Genomic DNA, 19,563 nt, shown 5'->3' on the forward strand with positions numbered 1-19,563 from the left:
TTATACGTCCTGCAATACACTCAGATCAGCTGGTTGAGCAAGCAAAACAGGAGAGCAATCATGGAAGTTAAAGCAGCAGTAGCTTACGAACCTGGTAAACTTTTGACTATTGAAACTGTGCAACTAGAAGGCCCCAAAGCTGGGGAAGTGATGGTAGAAATTAAAGCCAGTGGAGTTTGCCATACAGATGCTTACACTCTTTCAGGCAAAGATCCGGAAGGATTATTCCCAGCCATTTTAGGACACGAAGGCGCTGGTATTGTTGTTGAAGTGGGAGAAGGCGTTACCAGTGTCAAACCAGGAGATCATGTTATTCCCTTGTACACCCCTGAATGTCGTCAGTGTGAATACTGTCTTAGCTTCAAAACCAATCTTTGTCAAGCCATCCGTGCTACCCAGGGGCGGGGTGTAATGCCTGATGGTACAAGTCGCTTCCGTGTTGATAATAAGATGATTCATCATTATATGGGTACATCTACCTTTGCTAACTATACGGTGCTACCAGAAATAGCCGTTGCCAAAATTCGTGAAGATGCGCCTTTTGATAAAGTTTGTTACATCGGCTGCGGCGTCACAACAGGTATTGGTGCAGTTATCAATACAGCAAAAGTAGAACCAGGAGCAAATGTAGTAGTTTTTGGCTTGGGTGGTATTGGTTTGAATGTCGTCCAAGCAGCGCGGATGGTGGGAGCAAATATGATTGTGGGGGTAGATATAAACCCAAATAGACGTCCCCTTGCAGAAAAATTTGGGATGACGCATTTTGTCAATCCCAAGGAAGTGGAGGGAGATTTAGTTGCTTACTTGGTAGATTTAACCAAAGGTGGTGCTGACTACAGTTTTGAATGTATTGGCAATGTACAAGTCATGCGCCAAGCATTGGAATGCTGTCATAAAGGTTGGGGTGTGAGTGTAATTATTGGTGTTGCTGGTGCAGGTGAAGAAATTAGCACCCGTCCGTTTCAACTTGTAACCGGACGTGTTTGGAAAGGTACAGCTTTCGGTGGTGCTAGGGGACGCACAGATGTACCGAAAATAGTTAATTGGTACATGGAGGGTAAAATCAACATTGATGATTTGATTACCCATGTAATGCCAGTTGAAGAGATTAACAATGCTTTTGATTTAATGCATAAAGGTGAATCAATTCGCTCTGTAGTGACGTTTTGAATAAATTTATCTGCCGCGACTTGTATCAGAATTACTTTTATACTTGCGGCAAAATAAAATAACCTGAGCATAAAGATTCACAGAAATCTCAATGGATTGGATAACCGTACTGCGATCGCTTCAATCAGACTTCATCAAAAGGTTAACATCTGGTTGTCTGCTGCATTGTCAAACAGAGGGGCAATATAGTGAAATAACAATAATCTCTGGAGAAAGGCTAAAAATTCTCAGGGAATTTTGTTGGCAGATGGCAGAAAAGTATAAACGTGTTTCCCCAGTCCGTGATGTTTTTATCAGCTACCTGAAAGGAAAATTAGGAGAAGAAGTTGTTAAAGAACGTTTAGCTGATTTGATTACGGAAGTAGATTACGAAAAAAGAATTGGCGGAGATGGTAAAACAGATTTTACGATGACGAGTAATCCAGGAATTGGTATCGAAGTCAAATCTCGTTACGGTAGCATTGATAAAGTCAGATGGTCTATTAGTGCAGAAGAAGTTGAAAAAAATTCAGCAGTAGTCTGCGTTTTGATTCAAGAGGAAGTGAATGAGGCACAATCTGAGTATCACCTATTTTTAGCTGGTTTTCTGCCCACGCAAATGATTAAGCTGAAAACTGGGAGAATTTCTTTTGGAATAGAACAATTACTCTATGGTGGTGGTTTACGTGGGTATTTAGAAAATTTGCAATGCTCTCCAAATTATCAAGACAAACAGACATCGAATTCAGAATCAATTTATCAAGTACCCCATAATTCATTAACAAAATCTTCTTTATATTCAGTAAAAAATGCAAAAATAAGTTCTCCCAGTGAAGAATTAAATTTAATTTACATAAAACTGGGTGATGAATGCAGTGAAAAAGGACAGCATCATGCTGCTATCATCAATTACAATCAAGCATTGCAACTTTATCCTTATGATGCAGATATATACTATAAACGTGGTTTAGCACGTTATCAGTTAGGAGATTACGAAGGAGCGATCGCAGATTATACACAGGCAATTACAATAAATCCTAACTATATCAAAGCCTACAATAAAAGTGGTTTAGCACGTTATCAGTTAGGAGATTACGAAGGAGCGATCGCAGATTATACTCATGCAATTATAATTAATCCAAATGATGTGGTTGCTTACAAAAATCGTGCTGATATTCGTTATTATCTAGGAGACAAGCAAGGGGCAATTGAAGATTACACCCAAGTATGCCAAATGTATCCCCATCCAGAAGCTGATCTAAATTTAAAAAATATGCAAATTGGAGATTATCAGGGGGAAGGTGATGTTTTTCTGCAAACAAGTGAGTTAAAGTGTCATGATTTTGTTGCTTACAAGAATCGTGGTGACTTGCGTTTAGACTTAGGAGATTACGAAGGAGCAATTGCAGATTACACACAGGCAATAAAGATTAATTCTCACGATGCCGATGCTTATTATAATCGTGGTAATGCTCGTTATGATCTAGGAGATTACGCAGGAGCGATCGCAGATTATACGGAAACGATCAAAATTAATTTCAATGATGCTGATGCCTATTATAATCGTGGTAACGCTCGTTGTTGTTTAGGAGATAAGCAAGGAGCGATCGCAGATTTTCATAAAGCTACATCAATTTATTATACAGAAGGTAATTTAGCAAAATATAAAAAAGTCAAAGAAAGTATTTTAGATTTAGAAATAGAAGAGTCTTTGGATATTTTAAATTTCTAGTTTTTGGATATTATTTATATTATTCATTACGCATTAAATAATTATTTTTTGAACACAAAGGTAAGCGCACCAGGTAGCAAAGTTTTTGGATTCATTATAATTTTATCGTTTTTGTAATTGTCGCATTGTGGTTATGCCCATAATAAAGCCTGCAATCTGCGCCCAGTAATTAATACTATTAAGTGGGTTGACACTACCAGGAATATTTAAACTACCAATACCATAGAATAATTGTTGTACAAACCACCAAAATGTATAGAAAATAGCTGGGATTTGCATAGGTATAAATATAATTAAAAGAGGCATAACAGTATCAATTTTCACTTTAGGAAACTTGAAGATATATGCCCCTAAAACAGATGCGATCGCGCCATTTGCACCAATCAATGGTATGGTCAAGCTGGGGTCAGCAAGAATTTGTATTATGCCTGTCAAAACACCACACATCAGATAAAATCCTAAAAATCGTCCATGTCCAAGAATATTTTCTAAATTTCTGCCAAAAACCCATAAAAATAGTAGATTACCTAAAATTTGGCTAAAACTGCCATGTAGAAACATGGCTGTGAATAGAGAGAGAGAACGTGACAACACAAAAATTCCAGCAGCAGAATTACCAGCTAATAAATTAGCGATCGCATCATATATTTGTGCTGGAATTAGACCCCAATTATAAATAAAAAGTCCTAATTCTCCACTAATTTCTAGCTTTAATTCCCATACAAAAAGAAGAATATTAATGACAAGCAACCAGTAAATAATTATCGGCTTTTTACGCGTACTAATGAAAAGGTTATCACTGATAGGAATCATTGCTAGTTGTTAGTTATTAGTTGTTATTTGTTAGCTGTTGGTTATTTAACAATAACCACTAACCAACGTCAGAAAACTGTGGCAAGATCGGAATCAGAACGTAGCGTATTCAACTGGGTAAACCAAATGCTGGGAAACATGCTTGTTGGAAGATACCAAATTATCAGCCATTTGGGAGGGGGAGGTTTCGGTGAAACTTTCGTCGCTTATGATACTCAATTACCTGGTAAACCCAAATGTGTTGTTAAGAAACTTAAACCCCAAGCAACAGATCCAACAACTTTGCAAACAGCTAGACGTTTATTTGATACGGAAGCCCAGGTTTTGTATAAATTAGGTACACACAATCAGATTCCCCAACTTTTGGCATATTTTGAGGAAAACGAAGAATTTTATCTTGTCCAAGAATTTATTGAAGGTCATAATCTTAGCCAGGAAATCATACCAGGAAAGCCCCTCAGCCAAGGTCAAGTTATTTCTCTGTTGCAAGAAATTTTACAAATTTTAGATTTTGTCCATCAACAAAAAGTTATCCATCGTGATGTCAACCCTTATAATATTCTGAGAAGAGAACTAGATGGTAAGTTAGTTTTAATTGATTTTGGGGCTGTTAAAGAAATTACAACTCAGGTAATTAATCCTAATGCTAAAACTAAATTTACGGTTGCGATTGGAACTCCTGGATATATTCCTGGAGAACAAGCCCAAGGAAACCCAAAATATAGTAGTGATATCTATGCTGTCGGTATTCTTGGTATTCAAGCACTTACTGGTTTATCTCCTGAAGAATTTGATCAAGACGCAGAAACTAACGAAATAATTTGGCAAAATCATACGGAAGTAACTCAAGAATTTGCTCAATTTTTAGACAAAATGGTGCGCTATGATTTTCGTGAACGCTACGCATCAGCAACTTTAGCTTTACAAGCTTTAAAAGATTTACATAATCCGAATTTTCAAACACTGGCATTAAGCGTTTCTGTTACCAATCAACCATCAATTACAAATAATAAACGCAAAAAAAATATTACAAAAAAAATCTTAGCTGGAACAATAATATTAGGGTTAGCAATAGGAGCATCTTTGTATATCATAAATAGTATTAATTCTGTAAATGCTACAGAATTATATAAGAAAGCCAACACATTTTATGAATTACAACGCTATCAAGATGCTTTATCTGCATTTGAAAAAGCAGTCAAAATTCGACCCGATTATGCTGAAGCTTGGAATGGACAAGGTAGTACGCTGAGTAAATTAAAAGAATACAAAGCAGCGCTTACAGCCTATGACAGAGCAATTCAAATTCAGCCGGATTATTTAGAAGCTTGGATAGGTAGAGGTTTTGTATTAAAAAATTTACAACGATATCAAGAGGCGATCGCCTCTTTTGATAAAGCTTTACAACTAGACACCAACTCTCCTCAACTCTGGACTACAAAAGGAGAAGTTTTAAGCAGTTTAAAGCGATACGATGAAGCAATATCAGCTTATGAGCAAGCAATTAATCTCAAAAAAGATGATTACACAGCTTGGTACAATAAAGCGCTGACATTACAAAATTTAAAACGCTACGAAGAAGCAGTAAGAGCATATGATAAAGCTGTGGAAATCAAACCAAGTTATGCCGAAGCTTGGTATAATCGCGGCAATGCTCTAGTTAATTTGCAACGCTATCAAGATGCATTTACAGCCTATGATAAAGCTGTACAGATTAATCCAACTTATTACCAAGCATGGTTATCAAGAGGTAATATTCTGATTAGTTTGCAACGCTATCCTGAAGCAGTTGAATCATTGAATCAAGTTATTCAAATTAATCCTCAGAATTATCAAGCATGGTACGCTAAGGGTTGGTCGCAACATCAAATGCAAAGATACAACGAAGCATTAGCAGCCTACGATCAAGCGGCTGAATTGAAACGAAACGATTATCAGCTTTGGTATAACCGGGGTAATTCCCTATACAATTTGCAAAAATATGAAGAAGCGATCGCTTCATATGACCGCGCCGTACGCTACAATCCCCAACACTACGAAAGCTGGTTTTCTAGAGGTAATGCCCTATTTAACTTACTACGTTATCAAGAAGCGATCGCCTCTTACAACCAAGCGATAAAAATCAAACCAGACAATCAGCAAGCTATCCAAGCACGCGACAAAGCGCAGAGTCAGTTATCAGTTATCAAACCAAATCCAATAATATTAACTTCGCCAAAACCTGGTGTAGCACCAACCCAACCAACAAATTCAACACCGTTGATTCTGCGAAAACTTCTACGTTAGTTTATAGGCTGTCAAACTGAACAAGAAACCCGATAAACACAACGCCTAGCACCTGCAACAATGTGACATCCTGTCCTAGAATGCACAGAATCCAGTACAACGTCTCTACTCGTGAGGGTCGTCATTCGTCATTAGACTTCTTGCATGAATTCTAAAACCCCCCTCAATCCCCTCGTAAAAGAGGGGGAAGAGTTAGTTCCCTACTCACTTGCACAATCAAAAAAGGCGCTGCAATCGCAGCACCTCCTCTGAGCATAAGATCAAAAATAAATTTTTCTTTTCCCCTTTACCCTTTAACCATTCCCCTACTTTAATACGCATCCTCAACCTCAAGCTGAGCCACCGTCACTGCATTAAAAGCGAAAGCAGCAACTAATGGTATCGGACATCTCAGCCAATAGGTAACAAAAGCTGCAATCATGGTTGCAATCACTGCTGTGATTGACCAAAAACGTTCTTCACAGGTTAATCCCTTTTGAGCTTTAATGACTCTGAGAACTTGCATCGGAATTGGTTCAGGCATTACTGCACCAGGAGGAAAAGCCCAGTAACTATTACAACGTTCAATAAATAAATCTGTCCAGCCATTTTCTTGACACCATTCCTCAATCCATGCATCAGAGTAATGTTTCATATTTCCACTACCAATTCGCTTCAAGAAGTTCAACATAGATAATTAGAAAATCAAAAAATAAATATTTTCGTTTAATCTTAATAATTAGTGAATCTCTTTTAATTTAATTAACTGTGGCAATTTTGAAATTTTGTTAAGATAAAAATCTACCTCTAATAAATTCCAAGCTTGCCTTATCTTACATAAACAGGCTAACAGTACTTTCATTGTTCCTGCATCAAATGAAAATAAACTTTACTTAGAAATTGGCAACTCAATAATTTGCGACAATCGAGTGAGTATATACTTTTAAAGTATATTGTAAAGATTAATTAAATTGATTACTAAAGCTCAAATTCACTTTGATATATAGCTCTTAGCAACTATAAATGATTAGTTTTTTTGCTGCTCATTTGCTGTGTATTTACTCTACATATTAATGAATTAAGTATAATTACTTATAGCATTTATTTTAATTTTTTCTTTATTTAAGATACAAGTTTAGTTAAGCAAACTTAACCCTGCTAGAGAAGGATATTTTCACAATTATCAGTATCAGTAAGGAGTGCATATTCACTTGGGTTTAAATCCTCCAGCATATGCCTGTTCACTCATTTAAAAAAACTAAGTAGAAAGGTGCAAAAAACAGAAGTATATTAACTTATATTAAGAATTCAAAATCCTCTTCCCATCTGCCATCTGCCTTAAGCCAACGAGAAATATTTATATTGGGCTACTTATAAACACATATATGTATAAAAATTATCTAAAAATCAACAATGTTACAATTCTAAAAATTTCTTATCTGCGGAATAAATCATGCAGAAGCTATTCAAAAGCAAAATCCTTAAATTGATTAGCATCAGCATCCTAGTTATAACTTTGATAATAAGTAGTGCGATCGCTTACACTATTTGCCATTCCTGGCCGCAAGAAAGCGGCAAAATTATATTACCAGGATTGCAAGCACAGGTAGAAGTGCAACGCGGCCAGTATGGATTTTTGGCGGCACATAGGTTCTGGTCGCTTAGCAGAAATGTTTGGTCAGTCGCAGCTGAATACTGATAAATTCCTGCGTACCTTGGGATGGGCGCGAGTAGCTCAAACAGAAATACAGCAGATGGATACAGAAACCAAAAATATTTTGCAAGCCTACGCTCATGGAATTAATACTTATCTTGCTAATCACCAAGACAGTCGCTTAAGTTTGGAATACACTGTTTTAAAACTGCTCAACCCCAACTATAAACCTGAACCTTGTTAACCGTGGTTCTTTTCCTAGTGCTGGTGGTAGCTCTATTGTCAACGCGACTGGCTGGAATACAGCTAAAGACTACACTGTTGTTTCTTTGCCATCAATGCGGATGATTGTAGATTTAGCAAATTGGGATAATTCAGTTGCCATCCAAACCACTGGACAATCTGGTCATGCTTTTCATCGTCACCTCATGCTTTGGCAACAAGAAAAGGTGGCAAGTAGTGCTACTAAAAGTTTGATGTTGATGCCTTAAGCTAGCTATCCCAAAAGTATTGTCTTAGTGTCTTAGTGTCTTAGTGGTTAAAACACCAAGACACTAAGACTCCAAGTTACATCAAAAAGTAGTTAAGGACAAGCCAAAGTATCACGGGTATTCCGACCTGTGACTGGATTAGTGCCTTTAGCTACCTGACATAATTTATTGAGTGTATCTTCACGGATATAAGTATCAGTAAAGTCTGCACCATCAATGATTGCCCCATCAAACATAGTGCCGGTGGTGAATGCGCCTTCTAGGATTGCATTCGTCAAATTGGCTTTGGTCATCCGCGCTGATTCTAAATCGGCATAACTAAGGTCTGCTCCAGTAAAATCTACTGAGGCCAAATTTGACGAAAAGAATCTAACACCACGTAAGTTAGAATTACTGAAGTTACTATTGCGAAGATTGGCATGGTCAAAGCTGGAATCTGTTAAGTCCTGCTTTGAAAAATCTGCCGCTTCTAGGGTTCGGTTGTTATAGTTAATTGCTACAGCGCTTTCTGGGAAAGCTAGAGCAACTGTGATAGCTATCACAGTCAAAAACAACACACTTAGTATGCTTATTCTCATGCGATCGCTTAACTTAGAACTCATTGTAACTTTTAGCCAATGACGAACTATTCTCCTTACCATTATCTCGATATCGGCAACGCAGGAGAAGACCTGGTGGCACATTGGTTACAATCCCAAGGTTGGAGCATCCTTGATCGTCGCTGGCGTTGCCGTTGGGGAGAAATCGATATTGTTGCACTTTATGCTGAACAAATAAAAGATGGGGAGGTGGGGAGAACCGCAGATGGGGAGAGCTTGATTATAGATTCTCCCCATCACCCCTACCCTACGGGAAGCCTCGCAGAGCGCGTCTACACCCCATCACCCCATCTCCCCATTGCCCCTAATCCCCACTCCCTTGGGGGAGTGGAAACCCCGAGTTCCCCATCTCCGACTTTGGCTTTTGTCGAAGTAAAAACCCGCAGTCCCAGGAATTGGGATGCGGGCGGAAGAAATGCGATCGCATCATCAAAACAAGTCAAACTTTGGCGTACAGCACAGATGTTTTTAGTAGCACACCCTGACAAAGCAGATTATCTTTGCCGATTTGACGTTGCTATTGTTAGTTATCAGCAAACATCAACACAATTTGGTGGAGATAAATTTCAAGAAAAAAACTTAATTAGCACATATGTAGCAGGGTACACACTGACATTACAAGAATACATTACTGGGGCTTTTGATTTAGTTAATGATATTGGGTAATAGCTGTTGCTCATTGTTTTTTTTATGTTTTATAAATAAGCAATAAGCAACGATTAGTTATCAATTACCAATTACCCCGTTACATCTTTGTTTTTCGGTCTAATTATATTTAAAGGCTAAGCTATCATTTTTAAAGTTGATAACTGATAACTGATAACTGATAACTGTTTACTGCTTCGGTTAGGCTAAAGTTTCTGGGCAGTAACCTAATCCCCTAACAAATTGTTGTCTAAATGCCTCAATTTCTTCTTTTTCTGGGCTACCATGAGAGACAATTGCTACTTGATAGCGACGCATAACATCAACAGGACACTGACCTGCTTCTAAACTCCAAAGTGCCATCTGTACCCGCATTGGCGGCTCGTAGCTTATTCCTAATTCATTTAAAAAAGCCCGAATGTCACCATCTTCCTGGGGCGATACCTGTTTTCTAAGTTTGACTCTAACCACCCAACCATCAATTTGATGAATTACGGTGACGAAGGAAACAGGTATTTGGGGTTTGGCGTGCAAGAATTGAACAACCCTCAGAGTGAGACTGGCATTTGCCAGATAATACAAGTATTCCATCTTGGTGCTTGGGATCAAAGCCAATCCTACATTTCTATTATTGGTAGAATGAATCACAACCTGCTAGGGTAAAAGCCCCCGTTTTTGGATAGGGAGGTTTACCCAATTTTTATATAGTTGCTTCAGTGGTACTTAATGCTATCTATCTTAAAGTCGAATCATCAATTTGGTAGGTAATACTTTAGAGTTCTTTTAGAACACACAATTCTCAACCAGCTTGTTTAAGAAAGTCTAAAATCTCAATGCAAGAACAACTCGCAAAAACAAATTCTCATTTAACATCTAAACAAAAGATAGAAAACTCAGAACTTGATCTCTCATTGGCTGGGTATGATTATGAATTACCAACTGAACTAATAGCCCAAAACCCAGCAGTTCCCAGAGATAGTTCTAGACTCCTAGTAGTAAGTTCTGCGAATGTCGATAAAGACGATACGCTTCAACACCGCATCTTCCGAGATTTACCGGAAATCCTACGACCTGGGGATTTACTAGTGATGAATAATACACGAGTTATCCCAGCACGGTTATACGGTGAAAAATTAACAGGAGCAGAGGTAGAAGTTTTGCTGTTAGAGGAAAGACAGCATAACTGTTGGCTAGCCTTAGTCAAGCCGGGGAAACGTTTCAAGCACGGCTCGAAAATTGTTTTTACAGCCAAGGGTAAAACAGATGGGGAGATTGGGAGATGGGGAGAAAATTTTCACCCCACCACCCCACCACCCCACCTCCCTATCACAGAAGCCCCACCACCCCATCACCTACTGACTGCAACTGTTCTAGAAACTGATGCAGCAACTGGAGGACGTTTGCTGCAATTTGATCTGCCACAAGGAGTTTCTTTGCTGCAATTGCTAGATGTATTTGGTGAAGTACCTCTACCGCCGTACATCACAAACACTGAAGCCCAAAGCGAACAGTATCAAACAGTATATGCTCAAAATCCGGGAGCGGTTGCTGCTCCCACAGCAGGGTTACACTTTACTCCAGAATTACTAGAAAAGTTACGTCAGCAAAATATTAATCAAGCTTTTGTGACGTTGCATGTAGGTGTAGGGACATTTCGTCCGGTAGAAGTAGAAAATGTCACTACCCATACAATGCATGAAGAATGGATAGAGGTACCCCCAAGTACTGTAGAACAAATTCGTGCTACCAAGGCAGCTGGTGGTCGCATTATTGCTGTAGGTACAACGGTAGTCCGTGCTTTAGAAGGAGCTGCCACAACAGGTGAATTACAACCATTTTGTGGTAAGACTAATTTGTTTATTTATCCTGGTTATCAATGGCGGGTAGTGGAAGGTATGATTACTAACTTTCATTTACCGCGTTCCAGTTTGTTGATGTTGGTGAGTGCTTTAATTGGTAGGCAACGGTTGCTGAATATCTATCAGGAAGCAATAGTATCTCGATATCGCTTTTATTCATTTGGTGATGCGATGTTGATTTTGCCAGAAGCAAGGATATAGTGGCTTTTTTGTGGGATGAATTGTCTAGATCGTCCCAAAATTTATAGTTTGAAAAATTGCGATCGCTCCAGTGCTTTCAGAAGAGGGTGGATTTTGCAGAACTTACGGTTTAAGAAAAAGGGCGTTGCATAAAATCGGGATGGATTCTTGAACCACGTTTTCAGTTTGCGTTTCCAAGACTACGATTTTACACAAAGCTCACCTTAATTAACAAGTCAAAACTGCAAAAAGAATTACATATTAATTTTGCTGACAAATAAAAATACAGTAGCAGAATTTAGAAACTTACTTCGATCGCCCAGAGACATACTATGCAGATTATTCCAGATAATGTCTTGTAACAAACTGCTACGTATCTACACATAATTTTCATACCCTTGTCATTAATTATTCCGATAAAATCTGGTAGAATTGCTGGTAGCAAACATTAAATTTGCTCCTCACACCACACCGCTGCTCTCTTGTGTGCTAAAGGCAAGAGAGCTTTTTTCTTGGTTATGATGCTTGTAATTGTGACAATAGGCTAACTGTCTACGAAAAATTCATACCTAAGGGTCTGATTCTTGCCTGTTGTCAATAAGTACCTTAGGACATAGAAATAACTGCCCAAATCAAATTACCACTAAGCTAAGCTTTAGCATAGAGTAATAACAACATGCCATTTCACATTTTTTCTTAAAGACTCACCACATTAAGTATTTGTGGTTTGTAGGAGTGCATAGCTGTGTGTCCCTACTCTCCAAACCCTAGTTATTGGGTTAAATATAAAGAATTGCTAATAAAATTCATGTCCCACAGTCCGCTTATTCCTCACCTAGATTCTCATGATGCACAAGAACCTGTTTTGCCACCACTAACAGAAGCCACAATTCAACGTGCAAAAGAAGGTGTTGCTTACGCACGCGATCGCCACGCAAATGAAATGATCCGCCAAGCGCTACTGTCGGCGGAAGCATTTGCGGAAGGTGGTTCAGAACACAGAGTTAGTGGTGATTTGAGGCGTAACGTACTGCGGACTCTTATTCATACTTTATTTCGGGTGAAAGTTGAGTTTTCAGAACGGATTCCTGCTCAACCAGTATTAATTGCAGCTAACCATCTAAATCATATTGATCCATTTTTGTTACTATCAGAATTACCACCATGTCCCTTCTGCCATATATTGGGCGATGCTCGTACCCTTTACAACCAGTGGTGGAAACGGCAATTTCTGCATTTTGCTAAAGGAGTCATACCAGTAGAACGGATTTGGAAAGAAGAATTAGCAGTAATCCAAGCGGCGAAGACTGGACATAAAGAGCTAGCTGAATTAGCAAATGCTATAGAAAAACATGTTCCCACAGGGAACTCTATAGAAATTATGCGGCGACTAGATCGGATTGTTCAAGGCATTTTTGCCCGTGGAGAAAGCGTTATTCTGTTTCCAGAAGGAAGACTAGGTAATACTGAAGCTCAGTTATCTATTCCCCTCAAACGTGGTGTTGCTATTTATGCCTTGCGTGCTGGAGTACCAATTTTACCTGTAGCCTTGATTGGTACACAAGACCTGTATCTCCGTAAAGAATTAACCGTTCGTTTTGGTAATCCGATTATCTTCTCCCAATCTGGACGTCCTAAAGCACAGCAAGTACAAGCATTATTAGATGAGTTACAAGCGGCGCTAACGGATTTATTACCAAAAGACTATCAAGAACCAAAGGAACCGAAGTTATTACACCACTTTCTCAATCATATGTTTTGGTAAACTTAAATGTTTTTATGTCTCATTCCTCCCTCCGACAGAGGGAGGATAAACACTGATATACAGATAAATTGCCTATTGGTAGCTAAAGTAGTAATTAGCAACTGCTAATAAATTTTTGGTTTTCTTCATTACCCATTATCAACTTCGTGGATTCACAAGTATGTAATTGGAAATAAACATGTTTTTAATGGCAAAGTATTTGTATGCGTATCTTGAATCAAAATAGAATGTACCAATACAAATGCTGTGACTCTACCCAATGACAAATGATATCAAGTCCGGCTAATTACTTACGATATTATTCTGATGCAGTTGGGCATTGGGCAAGAGATTTTTCCCATTACCCATTACCAATTACCAATTACCGGTCTTCACAGATATGATAAGTCTAAAAACGGACATGATATGACAAATAACAAATGACGAATAGTTACCTTTATTTGTGACGACCTACTTAATTTAAATATGATAATTAGAGCGATTACTACAGGTATTTCCTTAGACTATCCTCATGAGAGGGAAAAAATCAAGCAAGCAGCAGAATTGAATCGGCAAGCAAAAAATTTATTTGAGCAATTTGGTCACGAAGTTCAAACAACAAGAATCACTACAAATTCATGGGAAGAATATCTCAAAAACTTTGATATAAACGAGATAGTTAATATTTTTCAAAAGATAGAAAAATTATGTGAAGACCTTAATATAAGTTTTTTCAACATTGGATATGCCAGCAAACCTGAAAATATAGCTGTCATTCCAGAAATTAACAAAAGCACGTCTATTATTTATTCTTCTTCAAAGATTGCTGACAAAGAAACAGGTATTAACTTTGAGAGTACTTTAGAATCTGCAAAAGCGATTAAACGTATTTCCCAAGAAACTGAAAATGGTTATGGAAACTTTCGGTTTTGTGCTTGGGCAAACTGCAATTCCGGTATACCATTTTTCCCCACTGCCTACCATGAAGGTAATACATCTTTTGCTCTTGGGATAGAGTGTAGCGACTTGGTAATGCAAAGTTTTGCTATCGCTAATAATAATATTCAAATAGCAGAAAAAAGTTTGCGATCGCTTCTAGCAGAAGAATTAACAAAATTAGCAGATCATGCTGAAAAAATATCAGCAAAATTGGGTATTAATTACAACGGGATTGATACATCACTAGCACCACCATTGGATAAACAAACAAGTATTGCCTTTGCTTATGAACAGCTGATGGGTAGCAAATTCGGCTATCAAGGAACACTAACAATTTCCGGGATGTTAACTCGTGTTTTAAAAAGTGTACCAGTGAAAATCTGTGGTTATTCTGGTTTGATGCTTCCTGTTTGCGAAGATCTAGGCTTGGCAGCCAGAGCAAATGAACAAACTTACGATATTACTAACTTACTACTATATTCAGCCGTTTGTGGTTGTGGACTTGATACAGTTCCCGTACCTGGAGATATTTCTATCGAAAAGATTGCAGCAATATTAATGGATATGGCAACTTTAGCCATCAAACTAGATAAACCTTTATCTGCAAGATTATTTCCAATTCCAGGTAAAAAAGCTGGGGAAATGACTGCGTTCAATTCCCCATATCTTGTAGATTGCAAAATATTTGCTGTTGATTAATTTTGTTGTTCGTTGTTAGTTGATTGTTGATTGGTAATACAAACAACAACCAACAACCAACTAATCAGAAAGCAAACTTGGTGAAGTTAATACAAAAACATCTCTTGTTCCTACACCATCAGTCATAGGTTTAATAGGAGTAGTGAAGTGAAAGAATTGATGGTCGTTAATTAGTAGTAATTCTCCTGGATAGAGAATTTTATTGAAAACAGGCTTTTCTTTTTTTGCAGTGTATAAATGAGTTTCCCCACCTTGAATATTTTGTCTATCAACAGAAAAGATACCGATAAAATCAGTACCATCTCTATGGATACCTTCAGGTGCAGGATTACCAAAATTATCTGGTGAACAACTAGTTCTAATTTGATGCACTCCTATTTCTGCTTCTGGATGCAGTTTACAAGAATCACTAAATGCAAAAACTAGGTTTTTAAATATATCTAGTTCTATGAGTGCATCATCTAATTCTGCAAACTCTCTTTTAATATCACCTACTAAGGGATTGTAATCTTTGCTTTGAAATAAATAACCATGAGGCAATTTAATTAACTTATCTTGAGAAACTATGAAACGAGATAGCCTCCTGGTACGATAATTACCTTTAATGTAAGGGTCAACAGGTAAGTTATTAAAAAATGGTTGAAAACCTTCTGTGCTTATGGAGTTTACCTTTCTAAGAGTAAATAAAAAGGCATATTCCAATTCTGTTGATCCCAGGACTCTTTGCATAAAATTTTCCTCCTGGTATATCGATCTTCTCGATATCCTTCTGCGTTTCATGCCTTAGGAAAGGCTTACATTTCCTAGTGTATGCTATTTTTTATAAAATTGTCGTTAAGTAGACTACAGAAAATGTCATTTTATGGTATGGAAAACTAACTCTTCAGATATAGGGAACAATTCATATTTTTTAAGTATTAGTTAGACAACAAAAATATATTGGACATTATTAACCAGCTTTTTTATTGTGGTGATTAAGGCAAGAGGTGCAACCAGACGCAACCCCTCTATTTAGGAAGAGTAAGAAAAAGCTCTCGCCATAGGCATTTAGCTTATCGGTGGGTGATTCATAAATTTTTGATACCATCTAAAAAATGCTACGGCTTACAACGGGTTTAAATATGAGCAAAGGCACATTGTTTGATAAAGTTTGGGACTTACACACTGTTGGTACACTTCCTTCAGGGCAGACACAACTATTGATAGGACTACACCTGATTCATGAAGTTACTAGTCCCCAAGCCTTTGCTATGTTGAGGGAGCGGGGTTTAAAAGTATTATTTCCAGAGCGGACAGTCGCGACGGTAGACCATATTGTGCCGACAACTAATCAGGCACGTCCTTTTGTTGATGCCCTAGCAGAGGAAATGATGCAAGCGCTAGAGCAGAACTGTCAAAAAAATGGCATTACCTTCCATAATATCGGTTCTGGTAATCAGGGTATTGTGCATGTGATTGCACCAGAACAAGGACTCACCCAGCCAGGGATGACGATCGCCTGTGGAGATAGCCATACTTCAACTCATGGTGCCTTTGGTGCGATCGCTTTTGGGATCGGTACTAGTCAAGTCCGTGATGTTCTCGCCTCCCAAACCCTAGCCCTGTCTAAACTCAAAGTCCGTAAAATCGAAGTTAACGGCACTCTTAAACCAGGTGTTTACGCCAAAGACGTCATCCTCCATATCATTCGTACCCTTGGTGTAAAAGGCGGTGTGGGATATGCCTATGAATACGCAGGCACTACCTTCGAGCAAATGAACATGGAAGAACGGATGACCGTCTGTAACATGTCCATTGAAGGCGGTGCACGTTGCGGTTACATTAATCCCGACCAAGTCACCTACGCATACCTCAAGGGAAGAGACTTTGCTCCTAAAGGCGCAGACTGGGACAAAGCAGTGGCTTGGTGGGATTCGATCAAGAGCGATGCCGATGCTGAGTATGATGATGTCGTAGTGTTTGACGCTGCCGATATTCCCCCTACCGTCACTTGGGGTATTACACCCGGTCAAGGTATCGGCATTAACCAGTTTGTACCCTCCGCCGAGCAACTGCCAGAAGAAGACCGCCAAATTGCCGAAGAAGCTTATGTTTACATGGATCTAACACCAGGTCAACCCATACTCGGCACAAAAGTCGATGTCTGCTTCATTGGCAGCTGTACCAACGGCAGGATTAGTGATTTGCGAGAAGCAGCCAAAGTTGCCAAAGGGCGTCACGTTGCTCAAGGAGTCAAAGCTTTTGTTGTCCCTGGTTCCGAACGGGTGAAACAACAAGCAGAAGCAGAAGGACTAGACAAAATCTTCCAAGCAGCAGGTTTTGAATGGCGCGAACCCGGATGTTCGATGTGTTTAGCTATGAACCCCGATAAACTCCAAGGACGACAACTCAGCGCTTCTTCTTCTAACCGCAACTTCAAAGGTCGTCAAGGTTCCGCCTCTGGTCGGACTTTATTGATGAGTCCGGCAATGGTGGCGGCGGCGGCGGTGAAGGGTGAAGTCTTCGATGTGCGCGAGTTGTTGAATTAGTTCTTAGTGTCTTAGTGCCTTGGTGGTTAATAAAACGTATTTTTTGAACCACAAAGACACTAAGACACAAAGGAAATTTTGTGAATAAAACCTCAAAAAGTACTTTTTATGGTAAGTGAAGTTAAAGCTGTTTCCGGTCGTGGTATTCCTTTGGTAGGTGATGATATTGATACTGACCGCATCATTCCTGCCCGTTTTTTGCGCTGTGTTACTTTTGATGGTTTGGGTGAGCATGTATTTGCTGATGATCGCGCCGCACTCAAAGGAGAACATGCTTTTGATCAAGTGCAGTATCAAGGCGCGAAGATTTTGGTAGTAAACCGTAACTTTGGTTGTGGTTCTTCACGGGAACACGCACCCCAAGCGATCGCTAAATGGGGTATTCAAGCTTTAGTAGGTGAAAGCTTCGCGGAAATCTTTTTTGGTAACTGTGTAGCAATGGGCATTCCCTGTGTTACCGCTGATTCTACTACCGTCAAACAACTGCAAGAATTCATTGCCACTAATCCTCAAGTGTCTGTGACGGTGAATTTAGAAACTATGCAAGTACAATTTGGTGATTTTTCTGCCCCAATTTCAATGGGAGAAGCTGCGAAAAATATGTTTGTTTCCGGTAGTTGGGATGCTTGCGGGCAGTTGGTCGCACACGCGGATCAAATTCGGGCAACGGCAGCAAAATTACCGTACTTGAGTTGGAGTAAAGTCGCCGCCAGCTAAAAGTCGAAAGCATCAATGCATAGGGTAAATCTATCTGCGTCCATCGGTGTGCATCCGTGTGCATCGGTGGTCGATTTTTTCATAAAGTAAATTGTTTTTACTAGTATGAGTACATTTCTATTAATAAGCATACAAACAATAAATGATTATTCTGGTCATGGGTGTTTCCGGTTCGGGTAAAAGCACCATCGCTAAACTATTAGCAGATTCTTTGCATTGGGAATTTAGCGACGCTGATAATTTCCATTCGCCTCAAAATATCGACAAAATGCGGCGTGGTATATCTCTGGATGATGGCGATCGCTTACCTTGGCTGCAAGACATACAAGCAGCGATCAAAGAATGTTTGGAAGACAATCAGAATGTAGTACTGGCCTGTTCTGCACTTAAATCTAGCTATCGTCAGTATTTTTTCATCGGTGATGAACGCATCAAGTTAGTTTATCTCAAAGGTTCGTTCGATTTGATTCAAAAACGCCTGAATCAGCGTCAAAATCACTTTATGTCCGAAAAACTCCTCAAAAGTCAGTTTGATAGTCTTGAAGAACCTGCTGATGCTTTGTATGTAGATATTTCAGCACCGCCAGAGGTAATTGTGCAAAATATTCGGGAGAGTTTGGGGCTAGAAACTGTAAGCTAAAATCTATTTGATATCTAGACAAAATGTTAATTATTGAACGATGGTTTGAAGGAGTAAATATTCGGAAGTGAAAAATTATTTTATTTTTAGGTTTAGAAATTTAGAGACGTGCTATGGCACGTCTGTTGATCTTATCTTGGTGGAGCAGGATTAGTGTTGCTTGATGCTGGGGGTTGTTGGAGAGAAGTACCTGTGTTCGGCTGACCAGGTGCAGCAGGAAAGGGAACGGAATTAGGAATTGAAGGGGAATTGAGGTTAAAATCGCCTTGAGGATTTAATGGAGCCACTGGTGCAGTGTTGGGTAGAGGTGCTGCACCAGGGTTAACTGGAAAAGATGGAGGAGTAATAGGTAGAGAATTAGCCGGTCTGTCTGAAGAACCGGGTATAATTCCCAAAGATACGCGATCGCCTCCCACTTGTCGCAGCAAATCTAATATTTCTATGACATCGTTATAAGTTGCTGAGCGAGAGGCATTTAGTACCAAAGTACCATTAGGATTTTGCTGCAAATAATTTCTTAAAATCCCTGCTAGTTGTTCACGTTTAATTGGTTGTTTTTCTACATAGATCTGACCAACAGCATCAATAGTTACAGGTAAAATATTTTTTCCTTGCACTGCATTGACACTTCCTGTTGCTGAACTGGCTTTAGGTAAGTCAACATTAATTGCTTGTTGTCGAGTAAATTGTAGAGATGCCAAGATAAAAAACGTCAAAATACAAAAAATGACATCAATTAAGGGAATGAGCTGAACTTGAGTATCTTCAATGGGAGTATGTAAATTAACTTTCATAAGCTAGTATTTTGAGATTAAATTGTTTGCTGAACTGGTGATTAGTTGAGATTAGTTGAGAGTTGGTAGTTGATGGTTGATTGTTCTAAAAACAAACAACAAACAACCAACAACA

At 38.9% G+C, this 19,563-nt stretch carries 18 protein-coding genes; 12 read left to right on the forward strand and 6 right to left on the reverse strand.

The window, feature by feature from the left end; genetic code table 11:
* Positions 1-60 precede the first annotated feature (60 nt).
* On the forward strand, positions 61-1,170 hold the full coding sequence (locus UYK_RS0107315; protein WP_016871180.1) for an S-(hydroxymethyl)glutathione dehydrogenase/class III alcohol dehydrogenase: 1,110 nt from the start codon (positions 61-63) through the stop codon (positions 1,168-1,170).
* Positions 1,171-1,261: 91 nt separating this feature from the next.
* Positions 1,262-2,881: a tetratricopeptide repeat protein gene (locus UYK_RS0107320; protein ID WP_026086391.1), complete on the forward strand. Its 1,620-nt coding sequence runs from the start codon at positions 1,262-1,264 to the stop codon at positions 2,879-2,881.
* A 102-nt stretch (positions 2,882-2,983) separates the two neighbouring features.
* Here UYK_RS0107320 and UYK_RS0107325 read toward each other — a convergent pair whose 3' ends face one another.
* Complete coding sequence (locus UYK_RS0107325; RefSeq protein WP_009458303.1) at positions 2,984-3,694, reverse strand: rhomboid family intramembrane serine protease; 711 nt, start codon at positions 3,692-3,694, stop codon at positions 2,984-2,986.
* 126 nt (positions 3,695-3,820) lie between these two features.
* Here UYK_RS0107325 and UYK_RS0107330 point away from each other — a divergent pair, with 126 nt between their 5' ends.
* Positions 3,821-5,980 (forward strand): serine/threonine-protein kinase, encoded by a 2,160-nt coding sequence (locus UYK_RS0107330; RefSeq protein ID WP_026086392.1) that lies wholly within the window; start codon positions 3,821-3,823, stop codon positions 5,978-5,980.
* Between the two features lie 310 nt (positions 5,981-6,290).
* On the opposite strand, the gene UYK_RS0107335 is transcribed toward UYK_RS0107330, so the two are convergent.
* Positions 6,291-6,614 carry a slr1957 family protein gene (locus tag UYK_RS0107335; protein WP_026086393.1) on the reverse strand — a complete coding sequence of 108 codons (324 nt, stop codon included), beginning with the start codon at positions 6,612-6,614 and terminating at the stop codon, positions 6,291-6,293.
* Between the two features lie 973 nt (positions 6,615-7,587).
* Here UYK_RS0107335 and UYK_RS27160 point away from each other — a divergent pair.
* Together UYK_RS27160 and UYK_RS24880 are read left to right on the forward strand one after the other, a co-directional pair.
* Entirely contained in the window at positions 7,588-7,857 is a 270-nt protein-coding gene (locus UYK_RS27160; RefSeq protein WP_009458306.1) for a penicillin acylase family protein, read from the forward strand.
* A gap of 34 nt (positions 7,858-7,891) precedes the next feature.
* A complete protein-coding gene (locus tag UYK_RS24880) occupies positions 7,892-8,104 on the forward strand; it encodes a penicillin acylase family protein (RefSeq protein WP_235182311.1) in 213 nt (70 codons plus the stop codon).
* Positions 8,105-8,196: 92 nt separating this feature from the next.
* Here the strand turns inward: UYK_RS24880 and UYK_RS0107350 are convergent, their stop codons facing one another.
* The gene (locus UYK_RS0107350; RefSeq protein WP_009458308.1) at positions 8,197-8,706 is read right to left on the reverse strand and encodes a pentapeptide repeat-containing protein; all 510 of its coding nucleotides are present in this window, start codon (positions 8,704-8,706) and stop codon (positions 8,197-8,199) included.
* A 15-nt stretch (positions 8,707-8,721) separates the two neighbouring features.
* Here UYK_RS0107350 and UYK_RS0107355 point away from each other — a divergent pair, with 15 nt between their 5' ends.
* Positions 8,722-9,369, forward strand: a complete 648-nt coding sequence (locus tag UYK_RS0107355; protein ID WP_009458309.1) for a YraN family protein — start codon at positions 8,722-8,724, stop codon at positions 9,367-9,369.
* Between the two features lie 180 nt (positions 9,370-9,549).
* Here the strand turns inward: UYK_RS0107355 and UYK_RS0107360 are convergent, their stop codons facing one another.
* On the reverse strand, positions 9,550-9,939 hold the full coding sequence (locus UYK_RS0107360; RefSeq protein ID WP_009458310.1) for a hypothetical protein: 390 nt from the start codon (positions 9,937-9,939) through the stop codon (positions 9,550-9,552).
* Positions 9,940-10,181: 242 nt separating this feature from the next.
* Between UYK_RS0107360 and queA the strand changes: the two genes are divergently transcribed.
* From queA to UYK_RS0107375, 3 genes are all read left to right on the forward strand, one after another.
* Positions 10,182-11,408, forward strand: coding sequence for a tRNA preQ1(34) S-adenosylmethionine ribosyltransferase-isomerase QueA (gene queA, locus UYK_RS0107365; protein ID WP_009458311.1), 1,227 nt, complete (start codon positions 10,182-10,184; stop codon positions 11,406-11,408).
* Between the two features lie 787 nt (positions 11,409-12,195).
* Positions 12,196-13,152 (forward strand): lysophospholipid acyltransferase family protein, encoded by a 957-nt coding sequence (locus UYK_RS0107370; RefSeq protein ID WP_016871185.1) that lies wholly within the window; start codon positions 12,196-12,198, stop codon positions 13,150-13,152.
* A gap of 465 nt (positions 13,153-13,617) precedes the next feature.
* Positions 13,618-14,769, forward strand: a complete 1,152-nt coding sequence (locus UYK_RS0107375) for a DUF711 family protein (RefSeq protein WP_016871186.1) — start codon at positions 13,618-13,620, stop codon at positions 14,767-14,769.
* Between the two features lie 60 nt (positions 14,770-14,829).
* Here UYK_RS0107375 and UYK_RS0107380 read toward each other — a convergent pair whose 3' ends face one another.
* Entirely contained in the window at positions 14,830-15,498 is a 669-nt protein-coding gene (locus UYK_RS0107380; protein ID WP_016871187.1) for a 2OG-Fe dioxygenase family protein, read from the reverse strand.
* Positions 15,499-15,890: 392 nt separating this feature from the next.
* Between UYK_RS0107380 and leuC the strand changes: the two genes are divergently transcribed.
* The 3 genes from leuC (at position 15,891) to UYK_RS0107395 (ending at position 18,654) form a co-directional block, all read left to right on the forward strand.
* Positions 15,891-17,297: a 3-isopropylmalate dehydratase large subunit gene (gene leuC / locus UYK_RS0107385; RefSeq protein WP_009458315.1), complete on the forward strand. Its 1,407-nt coding sequence runs from the start codon at positions 15,891-15,893 to the stop codon at positions 17,295-17,297.
* 108 nt (positions 17,298-17,405) lie between these two features.
* On the forward strand, positions 17,406-18,014 hold the full coding sequence (gene leuD, locus UYK_RS0107390) for a 3-isopropylmalate dehydratase small subunit (protein WP_009458316.1): 609 nt from the start codon (positions 17,406-17,408) through the stop codon (positions 18,012-18,014).
* A gap of 142 nt (positions 18,015-18,156) precedes the next feature.
* Positions 18,157-18,654: a gluconokinase gene (locus UYK_RS0107395; protein ID WP_009458321.1), complete on the forward strand. Its 498-nt coding sequence runs from the start codon at positions 18,157-18,159 to the stop codon at positions 18,652-18,654.
* A gap of 131 nt (positions 18,655-18,785) precedes the next feature.
* Here UYK_RS0107395 and UYK_RS0107400 read toward each other — a convergent pair whose 3' ends face one another.
* Entirely contained in the window at positions 18,786-19,448 is a 663-nt protein-coding gene (locus UYK_RS0107400) for an ExbD/TolR family protein (RefSeq protein ID WP_009458323.1), read from the reverse strand.
* Positions 19,449-19,563 lie beyond the last annotated feature (115 nt).

It is taken from the genome of Fischerella thermalis PCC 7521 (assembly GCF_000317225.1).
Lineage (GTDB): Bacteria > Cyanobacteriota > Cyanobacteriia > Cyanobacteriales > Nostocaceae > Fischerella > Fischerella thermalis.